Source organism: Pannonibacter carbonis, assembly GCF_003012935.1.
GTDB lineage: Bacteria > Pseudomonadota > Alphaproteobacteria > Rhizobiales > Stappiaceae > Pannonibacter > Pannonibacter carbonis.
Genome location: NZ_PUDR01000012.1, coordinates 93,459 through 107,018, shown reverse-complemented (window position 1 = coordinate 107,018; position 13,560 = coordinate 93,459). Strand labels below are relative to the sequence as shown.

The window sequence follows — 13,560 nt, the reverse complement described above, 5'->3', positions numbered from 1 at the left end:
TTTGATTCAAATTTGACTCAATTACCTTAAGTAAATTTTGGAATTTAAAACCATACAGTTTGGAATAATCTCAGCGTTTACACATTTTCATCTGGCTTCACCTATCTAATAGGGAACCTTTCCAAAACATCTGGAGAGAAGGAGGCCAGAATGGCGGAAATCACAACCTATCGCACCGGCGCTCCTGCAGCGCTTGATGCCGATCGAAGTCTCGTCGAGCGGCGCAATGCCCGGCTCGAACAAATCAACCAGAACCGGTCAGCCGCCCAGGCGGATGCCGTGCGCCAGCAGGCAGAGATCAAGGCCAACAGGGCCGAAGAACTGCAGCTGAACGCTGAACGCATTGACAACAAAGCCAGAGCCAACGGGCTCGGCGGACGTGTCGATATCTCTATCTGACGACTGCTGACTGGCAGGCGCAGTCCCGCGCCTGCATCAGCCGGTGATGAAAGGACCAGGCCATGACCGCAATTTCAGGCACAGCATCTGCGGATCTGTCGGCTCCCAGCCGTCGCAACGATCAGATTGCTCAGGCGGCCCAGGCTCGCGAGACCCAGGCCCAGGAGCGTAAGGAGCGGACAGAGACCGAACGGACGGCCGTGCCGCAGGAGGCAGAGCGCCGCGAAGCCCGCAAGATCCCGGGCCTTGGCAATGCCGTCGACATCACGGCCTGATCCGGTCGCCTGACCGAACATAGCATTGCCGCGCTCAACCTTTCGGCTGGGCGGCGGTAATCAGAGCCTTTGCGTCGGGCGAGGCCCATTCAGCTGGCCCGTACAGTGTTCCCAACTCGCAGCCCTCCGGGCTGACGAGCAGGGTGGTCGGCAAGCCCGTCGCGCGGGCCTTGGTCCGCAGGTCGTTGAAGACCTTGTTCGTGGCGTCGGAATAATAGGCAAGGTTGGTCACGCCGATTTCTTCCAGGAAGGCTTTCGGCTTGTCCGGACCGCCGCGATCCAGATTGACCGCCACAACCTCGAAATCGGCACCACCCATTTCTTTCTGCAGTTCATCGAGCGCCGGCATTTCCTTGCGGCACGGGGCGCACCATGTCGCCCACAGGTTGACCAGCAGCGTCTTGCCCTTCATGTCGCCAATCGAGATCTTCGATCCGTCCGGCGCAGCAAAACTCAGATCGACGAGCGACAGCGGCTTCTGCGCCGTCAGGAAAGCAGCGACTTCCCCCTTAGCCAGTTCCTTGAGCCCTGCCGCCGTTTCAAGGCTCGCCTTGCAGCTTTCCCCGGCTGGCGAGTTGCCACCGGGCAGGCCAATCACGTATACCGCCCCGATGACGGCCAGAATGCCGGCAACACCGGCAAGCACGATGGGCCTGGCGGACCTTGCCCGCAGTTCATTCGGCGTCGTCATGTTGTTTTCACCTGCCAACAGCACCTCGTCCGGGGGCGTCTACCAAGGGACAATCCAATGAGCAACCGCATGTGGGGCGGCCGGTTCGCCGAAGGCCCGGACGCGATCATGGAAGAGATCAACGCGTCCATCGGCTTCGACCAGAAGCTATATAGACAGGACATCGAGGGTTCCAAAGCCCATGTCCGCATGTTGGCAGCGCAACAGATCGTCGCTGGCGAGGATGCCGAGAAAATTGCTCACGGTCTCGACACGATCCTGTCAGAGATCGAAGCTGGCAAGTTCACCTTCTCCCGCGCCCTCGAAGACATTCACATGAACATCGAGGCGCGGCTGGCGGAGCTGATCGGCGCGCCCGCCGGACGCCTGCACACGGCCCGTTCGCGTAATGACCAGGTCGCGACCGATTTCCGGCTCTGGGTGCGTGACACGCTGGACACGCTGGATGGCCAGATCGCCGACCTGCTGGTGGCGCTCGCCGAAAAGGCTGAGCAGCATGCAGGCGACGTCATGCCGGGCTTTACCCACCTGCAATCGGCCCAGCCAGTGACCTTCGGCCATCACATGATGGCCTATGTCGAGATGTTTGCCCGCGATCGCAGCCGCTTTGCGGATGCGCGCAAGCGCATGAACGAATGCCCGCTCGGCTCGGCCGCGCTGGCCGGCACTTCGTTTCCGATCGACCGGATGATGACAGCCAAGGCGCTCGGTTTTGACCGCCCGATGGCCAATTCGCTCGATGGCGTCTCCGATCGTGATTTCGTGATCGAGGCACTGGCCGCCGCGTCGATCTGCTCGATGCACCTGTCGCGCTTTGCCGAAGAAATCGTGCTGTGGTGCTCGGCCCAGTTCGGTTTCATCAAGCTGTCTGACAAGTTCTCGACCGGCTCGTCGATCATGCCGCAGAAGAAAAACCCGGACGCCGCCGAACTGGTGCGCGCCAAGACGGGCCGTATCTATGGCGGCATGGTTGCGCTGCTCGTCATGATGAAGGGCCTGCCGCTGGCCTATTCCAAGGACATGCAGGAAGACAAGGAACAGGCCTTCGACGCCCTGCCCTCCCTGTCGCTGGCGCTGGCCGCCATGACCGGCATGGTGCGGGACATGGAACCTCAGGTGAAGCGCTTGAAAAAGTCGGCAGGTGCCGGCTATGCGACGGCGACCGATCTGGCGGACTGGCTGGTCCGGGTGCTCGGCATGCCGTTCCGCGATGCCCATCATGTCACGGGCAAGATCGTCGGCTACGCGGTGACCGAGGGCATCGACCTCGACAAGGTGCCGCTTGCCGTGATGCAGGAGATCGAGCCGCGCATCACGCGGGAGGTCTATGCCGTGCTCACCGTCGACAAGTCGGTGAAGAGCCGCACCAGCTACGGCGGCACCGCACCGGCCAATGTGCGCAAGCAGGCCCGCCGCTGGCTGAAGAGCCTCGGCAAGGCCTGATGTAAATGCACCGCCCGGCTTGCGCCGGGCGATCAACCTTGCGCGGGTCGCAAGGCAAGGCGCATCCGCCCTTGCCCGAAGCCGTGGGTCATGCGAGGAGTGAGCGGCATGTTGAGGCATCGCCGTGCCGCGAACAGGGGTTCAGCCGGAATGAAGTTCACTTCCCGTCATCGGGCCGTGCTGGCCCTTGGTCTTTGCGTGGCTCTCGGGATTGCCGGATGCGGCCGCCGCGGGCCACTTGAACCGCCCGGCGCAGCAACAGCTCCGGCGCCACAACAGGTCAACAGCGTATCGACGGCCATGCCGTCCGCAAGTGCGGCGACCGAGGCAAAGCCGATGAACGAACGGTTTATTCTCGACGCACTCATCCAGTAATCGCGCTTATCCGGGCGCCTCAGGTCAGGGTTTTCCGCCGTGCATCATTTCGCCTACAAAAACGGCATGCTTCATGCCGAGGACGTCGATGTGACCGAGATCGCCCGTGCGGTCGGCACGCCGTTCTATTGCTATTCCACCGCGACCCTTACCCGTCACTACAACGTCTTCTCGTCGGCCTTTGGCGATATTCCCGCGCTGGTCTGCTACGCGATGAAGGCCAACTCGAACCAGGCCGTGCTGACCACGCTGGCGCAGCTTGGCGCCGGCATGGATGTCGTGTCCGAGGGTGAGCTGCGCCGCGCGCGCGCCGCCGGGGTCCCGGGTGAGCGGATCATGTTCTCGGGCGTCGGCAAGACCCGGTCCGAACAGGCTCTCGGCCTGTCTGAAGACATCCTCTGCTTCAATGTCGAATCGGAGCCGGAACTCTGGCAGCTGTCCGCTGTCGCCCAGTCGATGGGCAAGACGGCCCGCGTCTCCATCCGCATCAACCCGGATGTCGACGCCAAGACCCACGCCAAGATCTCCACGGGCAAGTCCGAAAACAAGTTCGGCATCCCGTGGAAGCGCGCCCGGGAAGTCTATGCCGAAGCTGCCAAGCTGCCGAACATCGAGGTGTCCGGCATCGACATGCATATCGGCTCGCAGATCACCGAGCTTGCCCCGTTTGATGCAGCTTTCTCGCGTCTGGGGGACCTGATCCGCGACCTGCGCGCCGACGGGCACCACATCGAGCATGTCGATCTGGGTGGTGGGCTTGGCATTCCCTATATCACCAACAACACCCCGCCGCCGCATCCAGATGCCTATGCCGAGGTGGTCAAGCATCATGTGCGCGAACTGGACTGCCGCATCATCTTCGAACCGGGCCGCCTGATTGCCGGCAACGCCGGGATCCTCGTCACCGAAGTGGTCTACGTGAAGGAAGGCGAGGGCAAGACCTTCGTCATTGTCGATGCGGCGATGAATGACCTGATCCGCCCGACGCTTTACGAAGCGTATCACGAGGTCGGACCGGTGGTTGAAGCCCCGTTGGACGCGCAGCGAATCATCGCCGATGTAGTCGGACCGGTTTGCGAGACCGGTGATTACTTGGCTCTGTCCCGTGATATCCCGTCGGTAGCCGCCGGTGACCTGATGGCCGTCTACTCTGCCGGCGCCTATGGCGCGGTGCAGGCCTCGACCTACAACACCCGCCGCCTGATCCCGGAAGTGCTTGTAAACGGCTCTGATTATGCCGTTGTCCGGGCACGTCCCAGCTATCAGGACATGATCGACCTTGACCATGTGCCGGAGTGGCTCTCCAAAGCGTGACCGCCTGCCCCCGTATTTGGTGGTTTCGACAGCTTGCCGGAACCGGTCTCTTGCCTCACCTTGAGATCAGGGCTGGACTGGCGGTTCGCGGAGGCTTGGAGCTTGGCGCAGACAGACAGGGCGGCATCGGCCGCTGATCAGGTGCCCGGCAAGGCCGAGGCGGAACGTCGCTTGAGAACTGTTCTCGGGCGCAGTCGTCTCGCGCTGTTGTGGGAGCGGCTTTGGCCTGAGCTGTATCAGCCGCTGATTGTCGCGACTCTCTTCGTGGGCGTGTCCTGGCTCGGCCTCTGGTTGCTGCTGCCGGGCTGGGCTCGGGTCGTTGGCGTTATTGCTTTCGCGATCTTGTTTCTGGTCAGCCTGCGCGGCCTTGCGAGAGTGCGCCTGCCGTCCGCAGCTGAAACCCTCCACCGCGTGGAGCTCTCCAGCGGTCACGATCATCGCCCCCTGACCGCGCTGATTGATGATCTTCCGGCCCCATCCTCGGATCCGGTGACACTGGCCCTGTGGCAGCTGCACAAGCAGCGCATGGCCGAGGCGCTACGCAACCTGCGCGCCGGCTTTGCCCATCCCGAGGCTTTTCGCCGCGATCCTTATGCGCTGCGCGTCGTTGCCTTCCTCAGCCTGATCGTCGGTGCGGCCGTCGCCTCGGGTGACCGGATGGATCGGCTTGCCTCGGCGTTTCGGGCACCGCTCCAGACCATTGAAATCGCCACCCGGCTCGATGTCTGGGTGACGCCGCCGGTCTATACCGGCCGGCCTCCCGTCTATCTCACCGGTGAAACAGCGGTCCTGCGCGATCCCCTGGCCCCGATCCGCGTGCCGGCGGGCAGCGAACTGATCATCAGGGCCCAGGGCCATACAGGGTTCACCGTGACCGCGCCGGTTGCCAAGCCAGCGACAGACAAGACCTCTGGTGACACGGCAGCGACTACAGCCACGCCCGACGGGATTTTCGAGACGCGTCTGGTCCTCACAGAGACCGGCCCCGTCGATCTGGCCACAGACGGCGGCAAAATCGCAGGCTGGCTGTTCGAAGTGGAGCCGGATGCGCCCCCCACCATTCGCCTGCTGGATGATCCCGAGACCCAGCTCAGCGGCGCGCTGAAACTCAGCTACCTGGCCATGGACGACTACCGCGTCCTGTCGGCGGAGGCAGCCATTGCCCCGGCCCCGAAACCAGAGGGCGAAAGCTCAGCCAATCCGCGCCCGCTGGTCGAGGCGCCGCAATTCCCCCTTGCACTGCCGCCACGCAGCGCGGCGACGCAGAACGCCGAGACCATCCGCGACCTGACCTCGCATCCCTGGGCTGGCTCGGAGGTGGACCTGACCCTGATTGCGCGCGATGAAGCCGCGCAAACCGGACAGTCCACGCCGCATCGCTTCAAACTGCCGCAACGGAATTTTTCCAAGCCGCTCGCCCGGGCTGTGGTTGAACAGCGCCGCGAACTTGCGCTCGACGCCAATTCCCATTCCCGCGTCATCATTGCCTTCGATGTGCTGCTGCTGGCACCGGAAGTGTTCGAGGTACGGCCGAAGGCGCATCTCGGACTGACGTTTGCCTATCGAAATCTGGTCGCGGCCCGGACGGACGAGGATCTTCTCGCGGTGCTGCCGCTGCTCTGGGATCTGGCGCTGACCATTGAGGACGGGGATCTGTCCCTGGCCGAACGGGCCTTGCGCGAGGCGCAGGAGAACCTGCGCAAGGCGCTGGAAGAGGGAGCGTCCGACGAGGAAATCGCCCGTCTCACGGATGAACTGCGCAAGGCGCTGCAGGACTATATGCAGGCGTTGGCCGAGCAGCTGCGCCAGAATCCGCAGGCGATGCAGCCCTTCAATCCCAACCAGCAGACCATGCGGCCGCAGGATCTGGAAGAGATGCTGAAGCGCATAGAGGAACTGGCAAAGACCGGATCCCGGGATGCCGCGCGTGAACTGCTGGCCCAGATGCAGCGCATGCTGGAAAATCTCCAGACCGGCCGGCCGCAGATGGCACCGGATGGCCTCACCAGCGAAATGATGGAGATGCTCAACCAACTCGGCGAAATGATCCAGCGGCAGCAGGAATTGATGGATCAGACCAATCGCCTCAACCGGGATCAACGCCAGCAGCAACAGGGCCAACAGGGTCAGCCTGGTCAACCCGGAGAACAAGGGCAGCCGGGCGAAGGCGGCCAGCAGCCGATGACCGCCGAACAGCTGCGCGAATTGCTCGATCAGCTGGCGCAGGGACAGGGCGATCTGGCGCAGCGTCTGCAGCAGCTGATGGACCAGATGGGCCGCAACGGTCTTGGTGATAATGACGGTCTCGGAGAGGCCGGCGATGCCATGGGCCAGGCGCAGCAGTCGCTAGGCCAGGGAGAAGGCGAACAGGCAGCCGGCCAGCAGGGCAATGCGCTTGATGCCTTGCGCCGCGGCGCACAGCAGCTCGGCGAACAGATGATGGGTCAGGGCGAGGGCCCGGGCATGGCCCAGCGCTCACCGCTGAACGAGGATCCACTCGGCCGGCCGCGCCGCACCGAAGGGCCGGACCTGGGTAGCCAGGTGAAGGTTCCCGACGAGATCGACGTCCAGCGGGCCCGCCGGATCATCGAGGAACTCCGCCGCCGCTTCTCTGATCCGGGACGACCGCGCCTCGAACTGGATTATCTCGAACGGCTCCTGAAGAACTACTGAACCCGCAATGGCCCCATCGAAAACGAAAAAGGCGCGGAACACCGCGCCTTTTTCTTCGTTCAGATCGATGTCTGTCTCAGGCGGACAGGCGCTTCGGTTCACGGACGGTGCCGGTCAGGGCATCGCGGACGGCCTGGCGGATATCGGCCAGCGAGAACGGTTTGGTCACGACATCATGCACCAGCGCATCTAGGCCATTGGCCCGTTCTCGCTGGTCGGCAAAGCCGGTCATCAGCAGGATCGGCAGGCTCGGCCAGTCGCGCGCCGTGGCGAGCGCCAGGGCAATGCCATCCATCACCGGCATCTTGATGTCGGAGAGCAGGAGATCAAAACGGCCATTTTCACGGGTCAGCACCTCAAGTGCCTCGCCGCCATCTTCTGCCGCCTGAACCTCGTGTCCGTCGAGCTCAAGTGCCCGTTTCACGAATGTGCGGACGGCTTCGTCATCCTCGGTCAGAAGAATGCGGGCCATGCTCACCCTCCCGTAGCCTTGTCCGGCCGTGGCACATCGTCCACGACCACATAACCGATATAGGGCAACTGCCGCCAGGCGTGGCCCATGTCCATGCCGAATCCCACAACGAACTTGTCCGGACAGACGAAACCAACGTAGTCGGCTTCGATCGTGGCCTTTCTGTGCTCCGGCTTGTCGAGCAGGGCAGCAATCTTCACCGACCTGGCCCCCCGCGACAGCAGCCGTTCCTTGGCAAAGGACAGCGTGCGGCCGGATTCAAGAATATCGTCGACCAGGATGATGTCGCGTCCGCTGACGTCGCTTTCCACATCACGCAGCACCTTGAGCTCAGTGCTCGTCGTGCCCGCGCCATAGCTGGACAGGTGCATGAACTCCATCTCGAGCTGTTGCCCCACGCGGTGCAGGGCACGCACGAGGTCGGCTGCAAAGATGAAGCTGCCCTTCAGGACCGCGACGACGAGCAGGCGATGCGGCGCATCCGCCGCGATCTCCTGCGCCAGGGTGCTGACGCGGTCCGCGATCTGCGCTTCGTCGAAAAGGGTGTTGATCTGTGGCGTCATTGGGTCTGAAGCGTTGCCTGTCTTCTGGTCCGGTCGATGAACCGGACCTGGATGTCGGCTGCGGTCTCCGGAGGATCCGCCAGCCGGGTGCGAAACCGGGTGCTGGCCAGGGGCTCGAGCGCGATCGCCCTTGGCTCCAGGGTCCAGGCGTAAATCTCCTGCTGGTCCTCACCGCGCAGCGCAAGGCGCACGGCGGGCACGGCAACAGGGCTGCTGCTGATGTTCTGGATGGTGCCCTCCACCACCAGGACGGCAGCGCCCCCTTCAATTTCCCGGAAGGTTCTCAAATCACGGAACTCGAGCCCGCGCAAGTTCACCTTGTATCCGATGAACTCAAAAAGACTGGCAAGATCCGGCGCCTGCCGCACCACCGCCGTGCGGTTGAGGAACAGCCAGGCGCCGATCCCCAGCGACAGAAGCAGGATCATCAGGCCACCAGCGCGGCGCAGTGTCTGGGCATTGATATAGCGGCGGAGCTTCGACCAGTCGCGCCGCTTCTTCATTTTGTTCGGGTTGACCTTGATCTTCTTCCGCTTGGCGAGGGACTCGATGTCCACGGTACGTTTGCCGTCGTCCGTGTCATCGTCCGCGTTTTCCGCTGCAGCATTTTCAGAGCCGGGTCCACCAGAGCCGTTGAAGCGGCCGGACGGCCCGTCTTCCTCTGATGCTGCGTCGGCTGCGAAAGGATCGTCTCCGTCCTCGATGGCGTCTTCAGCCATCGCTGCGGCCTCGGCCTCTTCCCTGGCACGGGCTGCAGCCCTGGCGCGTTCGTCCGTCTCCTTTTCCTGGTCAGACCACGCATCGGGATCCTCAGCGTCCTCGTCCATGGCGCTGGCCCAGTCATCATCCTTCGGCTTCTCGGCCTTCTTGGGGTCAAGGCCCCAGTCGTCCTCGTCGATATCCTCCTCATCCGATGCCTTCGCGACCTCGGCGGCCTTGGCATCCGCCTTTGCGCGGGCGGCGGCGGCTTTGGGATCTACAGCGGGCTTGGCCTCGACGAGGGTTTCCTTGCGGGGACTGATGAACCAGCGGTTGCCGCAGCGGGCGCATTTGACGCTCCGCCCTTCGGTGCCAACCAGCTCCGCCTTGATTTCATAGGAGGTATCGCAGTCCGGACAGGTGATCTTCATGGGACGATTGCTCTCGCTCCACGGTCTGTGCACCGCTTCGGGCGCGGATGATACCAGTCCGGCGTTGTTTTGCGGGGATCAAAGGTCGCGCGCAAATCCCCAGTCTGGTTAAGAGGACATTCATATGTTTAATGAAGCGTTAACAAGGTGGGGGTAGGGTAACCGCCGTCCACGGAGGTTTTGCGTGATCCGTTTCGAGAATGTCGGGCTGCGATACGGCATGGGACCGGAAATCCTGCGCGATGTCACCTTCAACATCGAGCGGCAATCGTTCCAGTTCCTCACCGGCCCGTCCGGGGCCGGCAAGACCAGCCTGATCCGCCTTCTTTTCATGTCGCTGCGCCCGACGCGCGGGCTGATCCATGTCTTCAACCGCGACATGGCCACGATCAACAAGAAGGAACTGCCGGAACTGCGCCGCCGGGTTGGCGTCGTGTTCCAGGACTTCCGCCTGCTTGATCATCTGACAACCTATGAGAACGTTGCCTTGCCCTTGCGGGTGCTCGGCAAGGACGAAAGCGAGTACCGGGCCGACGTGGTCGAACTGCTGAAATGGGTCGGGCTTGGCGAGCGCATGCACGTGCTGCCACCAGTCCTGTCGGGCGGAGAAAAGCAACGTGCCGCAATCGCGCGGGCCCTGATCACCCGGCCGGACCTGTTGCTGGCGGATGAACCGACCGGCAACGTCGATCCGCCGCTGGCACGGAGGCTGCTGCGTCTGTTCATCGAGCTGAACCGGCTCGGGACCTCGGTGGTGATTGCGACCCACGACATCACTTTGCTGGAACAGGTCGAGGCCCGGCGGATGGTGCTGGCGGACGGCCGCCTCAGCGTGTTTGACTGAAGCCGGTGAAAGCGGACCGAGAGCCCATGGCCCCGAAGACCCCGAAGCGACCACCAGACGACGGGATGGAGACTGGACCTGAGAGCCAGAACGCATCCGCGCGCGCGCCGGCTGTCGAGTTGGGCAGTGACCGGGCTTCCGGAAAGACGGTGAGGTCGAAACCGAAAGCCCCGACCAGGACACCGGCATCGCCTGGCAAATCCGCAGGATCCGGCAAGATGGCCGGAGCGGCCCGGACCGCCGGTGACCTTGCCGCGCGGATGAGCATTCCCAAACCGCGTCTGCCGCAGCGCCTGAAGCGGACGGCACATGCCTCCGGCGCGGAGCGCCTGCGCCCCAACGCACCCATTGTTCCGCCGCAATCGGTGGCCGGCCGCGCGCTGACGCTGGTGGTGGCGATCATGAGTTTTCTTGCGTGCCTGACGGTTGGCTCGGTGTCGGTGGTGTGGGACGCGGCGCAGGACTGGAGCAATGATCTTGTCCGCGAGGTGACCATTCAGATCCGCCCTGCCGATGGCGTCGACATGTTGCGCCAGATCGACAGTGCTGTGACCATCACGCAGCGATTCCAGGGCGTCGGCACCGTCCGCGCCCTCTCGGATGACGAAACCAAGGCCCTGCTGCAGCCCTGGCTGGGGTCCGGACTGAACCTCGACACCCTGCCCGTGCCGCGCCTCGTCCAGGTGATGGTGGATGATCCCTCAGTGCTTGACCTGCCTGGTTTGAAGCAGCGCATCGAACAGGAGGTAACCGGCGCCAGCCTTGATGACCACTCGGTCTGGACCAGGCGCCTCGCCGCCATGGCCGGGGCCGTTGTCGCCGGCGGCTTCGGCATTCTGGCACTGGTGCTGTTTTCCATGGTGCTTAGCGTGGTCTTTGCCACCCGGGCTGCCGTCGCCAGCAACCGCGATGTCGTATCGGTTCTGCATTTCGTCGGCGCAGAGGACAGTTTCATCGCCCGCGAGTTCCAGCGGCATTTTCTCGTTCTCGGCCTGCGCGGCGGCATTGCCGGCGGAGTCTTTGCCTGTCTCTGCTTCCTGCTGCTGGAAATGTTCACCCGGCAAACGGCGGGGCTTGCAGGCTCTGACCAGATGTCGGCGCTGTTCGGCCCGGTCGCGGTCAGCACGCCCGGTTATCTTGGCGTCATCGGGATTGTATTTCTTGTTGCAGTGCTGACTGCACTCACCTCGGGTCTTGCAGTAAAATCCCAGCTGGCCCGGATCGACTGACAAAGCGCAGCGCCCCAAATTCAGCCGAATCGGATAGTATCTGCAAGGAATGACGCTTGTGACCAACGATCAGCGGCCAGACGCCGATCCGCAGTCCTTCCCGCAGGCCCCGGTGGCCGGGACAGGGCATGGGGGATCTGCGTCTTCCCGGCGTATTGGCGCAAACGGGGACACCCCGCGCCGGTTCCGGAAGCGCTGGTGGATTGCAGGTTGTCTTGTGAGTGCAGCCGGGATCTGGCTGATCGTCGCCTTTCTCTCTTTTACCGCAGAGGTTTCGCGCATGCGTCCGCCTCAGGATCCGCGTGCTGATGCCATTGTCGTCCTCACCGGCGGACAGGAGCGGATCGAAAAGGCCGTGGCGCTACTGGGCGAACGGCGGGCGCAACGTCTGCTGATATCCGGTGTCTATCCCGGCACCACGGCGCGCCAGATCAGCGCCCGCACCGCCACGGACAAGGAACTGTTTGCCTGCTGCGTTGATCTTGACCGCAAGGCGTTGAACACCATCGGCAACGCCAACGAGACCACCCTGTGGGCGAGGGAACATGGCTTCAGTTCGCTGATGCTGGTCACCAGCGCCTATCACATGCCGCGAGCGACCATGGAACTATCGGCCGCCATGCCGGAATTGCAGCTTGTCGCCTATCCGGTGGTGGCCGAGGAACTGCAGTTGGAAGACTGGTATCTGCGGCCGCAGACAATCCGCCTTCTCTTGCGGGAGTTTGTGAAGTATACCCTCGCCCGGGCCCGGGTCAGCACCATCGGTCTGCCGGACGGGGACTAGTCTCCGCTTTCGTCACCCCCGAGAACGGCCCGGACCGCAGTCCCTCCAATCGGCCGGCTTCCAAGACCCATGCTGTTCCTGCGCTCGCTGCTTTTCCAGATCGCCTTTTATCTGGGCACGCTCATCATGATGGTCGTGTTTGCGCCTTTCGTCTTTCTCACGCCGCGCCGCTGGGCCTGGATAGTCGTGCCGTTCTGGGCCAGGGCCAACCTGTTCTTCCTGCGCTGGATTGCCGGCGTCAGGTTTGAAGTCCGGGGGCTTGAGAATATCCCGCAAGGCGGCTTCATCGTTGCGTCCAAGCACCAGTCGGTGTGGGAAACCTTCGCCCTGATCCCGTATTTTCCCGATCCCACCTACATCCTTAAGCGGGAGCTGCGCTGGATCCCGATCTTTGGCTGGTACACTGCCAAGATGAAGCAGATCCCGATCAACCGGGGCAAGCGGGCTGCAGCTCTTGCGGCCATGATGGAAGCGGCAAAGGAAGCGGTCAGCGAAGGCCGGCAGATCCTGATCTTTCCCGAAGGCACCCGCCGCGCTGCCGGCGCAGAGCCCGGATACAAGTTCGGGATTTCGCATCTCTATCGCGAACTGGATTGCCCCGTTCTGCCGGTGGCCCTGAACGCCGGCCTGTTCTGGCCGCGCCAGAGCTTCTTCATCTATCCCGGCACCGTCATCATGGAATTCCTGCCGCCGATTGAAGCAGGCTTGCCGGCTGACGTGTTTTTCGGTCAGCTCGTCGACACCATCGAGACGGCGTCCGACCGCCTGATCGAGGAGGCCCGGCGGGCACCGTCGCCCTCGCCGGTTCTCAAGGACATCAGCCCGCGTTGAGGCGCCTGGGTGCGGCTGTCAGCCCTTGAGCCGGTCCGCCAGCCACGTCACGCGCGCGTCGTGGATACCCAGCTCGCCGAGATGGCTTGCGGTGTTCAGCACATATTCGGGGTTGGCTCCGGACTGGCCGACAGCCCCCCGCACCAGTTCCAGCTGGCGATCCAGCGGCAGCATGCCAGCATATTGCGGATGCGAGCGGCTGACCACATAGGTCACGGCCGTCGTCGTGCTGCCATCGGCAAAGGCAATCCGGCGATGGGCTTCCAGATAGACCATGGTCACCTGCTCACGCTCGCGCAGGTAAGCGATGGTCGCCTCGGCCCGATCGGCCTTCACGCGGAACGCCATGCCCCGGCAGGCGCCGCCACGATCAAGCCCGAACACCAGACCCGGACGTTCCTGCGTACCCCGGTGCACCCAGGAATAGACGCAAAGCGAACGATGCGCGCCGTGCAAAAGTGCAGGGCGCTTGTCCTCGAACTCGAAACCCGGCTTCCACATCAGGGAGCCGTAGCCAAACACCCACAAATCGCCCAT

At 63.3% G+C, this 13,560-nt stretch carries 15 protein-coding genes; 10 read left to right on the top strand and 5 right to left on the bottom strand.

Features of this window, described 5'->3' with window-relative positions; translation table 11 throughout:
• Nucleotides 1-150 precede the first annotated feature (150 nt).
• Both C8348_RS16765 and C8348_RS16760 read left to right on the top strand, forming a co-directional pair.
• Nucleotides 151-399, top strand: coding sequence for a hypothetical protein (locus tag C8348_RS16765; RefSeq protein ID WP_106754521.1), 249 nt, complete (start codon nt 151-153; stop codon nt 397-399).
• 62 nt (nt 400-461) lie between these two features.
• Nucleotides 462-674 carry a hypothetical protein gene (locus C8348_RS16760; RefSeq protein ID WP_106754520.1) on the top strand — a complete coding sequence of 71 codons (213 nt, stop codon included), beginning with the start codon at nt 462-464 and terminating at the stop codon, nt 672-674.
• A gap of 34 nt (nt 675-708) precedes the next feature.
• Here the strand turns inward: C8348_RS16760 and tlpA are convergent, their stop codons facing one another.
• A complete protein-coding gene (gene tlpA, locus C8348_RS16755; protein WP_106754519.1) occupies nt 709-1,365 on the bottom strand; it encodes a thiol:disulfide interchange protein TlpA in 657 nt (218 codons plus the stop codon).
• Nucleotides 1,366-1,422: 57 nt separating this feature from the next.
• On the opposite strand from tlpA, the gene argH reads away from it, so the two are divergent.
• From argH to C8348_RS16735, 4 genes are all read left to right on the top strand, one after another.
• Nucleotides 1,423-2,808, top strand: coding sequence for an argininosuccinate lyase (argH, locus tag C8348_RS16750; protein ID WP_106754518.1), 1,386 nt, complete (start codon nt 1,423-1,425; stop codon nt 2,806-2,808).
• A gap of 150 nt (nt 2,809-2,958) precedes the next feature.
• On the top strand, nt 2,959-3,183 hold the full coding sequence (gene lptM / locus C8348_RS16745; protein ID WP_106754517.1) for an LPS translocon maturation chaperone LptM: 225 nt from the start codon (nt 2,959-2,961) through the stop codon (nt 3,181-3,183).
• Nucleotides 3,184-3,222: 39 nt separating this feature from the next.
• The gene (gene lysA, locus C8348_RS16740; protein ID WP_106754516.1) at nt 3,223-4,497 is read left to right on the top strand and encodes a diaminopimelate decarboxylase; all 1,275 of its coding nucleotides are present in this window, start codon (nt 3,223-3,225) and stop codon (nt 4,495-4,497) included.
• Nucleotides 4,498-4,599: 102 nt separating this feature from the next.
• Nucleotides 4,600-7,170: a TIGR02302 family protein gene (locus tag C8348_RS16735; protein ID WP_106754515.1), complete on the top strand. Its 2,571-nt coding sequence runs from the start codon at nt 4,600-4,602 to the stop codon at nt 7,168-7,170.
• A gap of 76 nt (nt 7,171-7,246) precedes the next feature.
• On the opposite strand, the gene C8348_RS16730 is transcribed toward C8348_RS16735, so the two are convergent.
• The 3 genes from C8348_RS16730 to C8348_RS16720 are packed head-to-tail and all read right to left on the bottom strand — an operon-like array spanning nt 7,247 to nt 9,335.
• Nucleotides 7,247-7,642 (bottom strand): response regulator, encoded by a 396-nt coding sequence (locus tag C8348_RS16730; RefSeq protein WP_106754514.1) that lies wholly within the window; start codon nt 7,640-7,642, stop codon nt 7,247-7,249.
• Nucleotides 7,643-7,644: 2 nt separating this feature from the next.
• Nucleotides 7,645-8,205 carry a hypoxanthine phosphoribosyltransferase gene (hpt, locus tag C8348_RS16725; protein WP_106754513.1) on the bottom strand — a complete coding sequence of 187 codons (561 nt, stop codon included), beginning with the start codon at nt 8,203-8,205 and terminating at the stop codon, nt 7,645-7,647.
• Nucleotides 8,202-9,335 carry a DUF3426 domain-containing protein gene (locus tag C8348_RS16720; protein ID WP_106754512.1) on the bottom strand — a complete coding sequence of 378 codons (1,134 nt, stop codon included), beginning with the start codon at nt 9,333-9,335 and terminating at the stop codon, nt 8,202-8,204. Before C8348_RS16720 ends, hpt begins: the two co-directional genes overlap by 4 nt.
• 184 nt (nt 9,336-9,519) lie before the next feature.
• Here C8348_RS16720 and ftsE point away from each other — a divergent pair, with 184 nt between their 5' ends.
• From ftsE to C8348_RS16700, 4 genes are all read left to right on the top strand, one after another.
• Entirely contained in the window at nt 9,520-10,179 is a 660-nt protein-coding gene (ftsE, locus tag C8348_RS16715) for a cell division ATP-binding protein FtsE (RefSeq protein WP_106754511.1), read from the top strand.
• Between the two features lie 218 nt (nt 10,180-10,397).
• Entirely contained in the window at nt 10,398-11,408 is a 1,011-nt protein-coding gene (locus C8348_RS16710; RefSeq protein ID WP_108724198.1) for a cell division protein FtsX, read from the top strand.
• Nucleotides 11,409-11,688: 280 nt separating this feature from the next.
• Nucleotides 11,689-12,192 (top strand): YdcF family protein, encoded by a 504-nt coding sequence (locus tag C8348_RS16705; RefSeq protein ID WP_208983797.1) that lies wholly within the window; start codon nt 11,689-11,691, stop codon nt 12,190-12,192.
• Nucleotides 12,193-12,261: 69 nt separating this feature from the next.
• A complete protein-coding gene (locus C8348_RS16700) occupies nt 12,262-13,023 on the top strand; it encodes a lysophospholipid acyltransferase family protein (RefSeq protein WP_106754509.1) in 762 nt (253 codons plus the stop codon).
• 18 nt (nt 13,024-13,041) lie between these two features.
• Here C8348_RS16700 and C8348_RS16695 read toward each other — a convergent pair whose 3' ends face one another.
• Nucleotides 13,042-13,560, bottom strand: coding sequence for a gamma-glutamylcyclotransferase (locus C8348_RS16695; protein WP_106754575.1), 519 nt, complete (start codon nt 13,558-13,560; stop codon nt 13,042-13,044).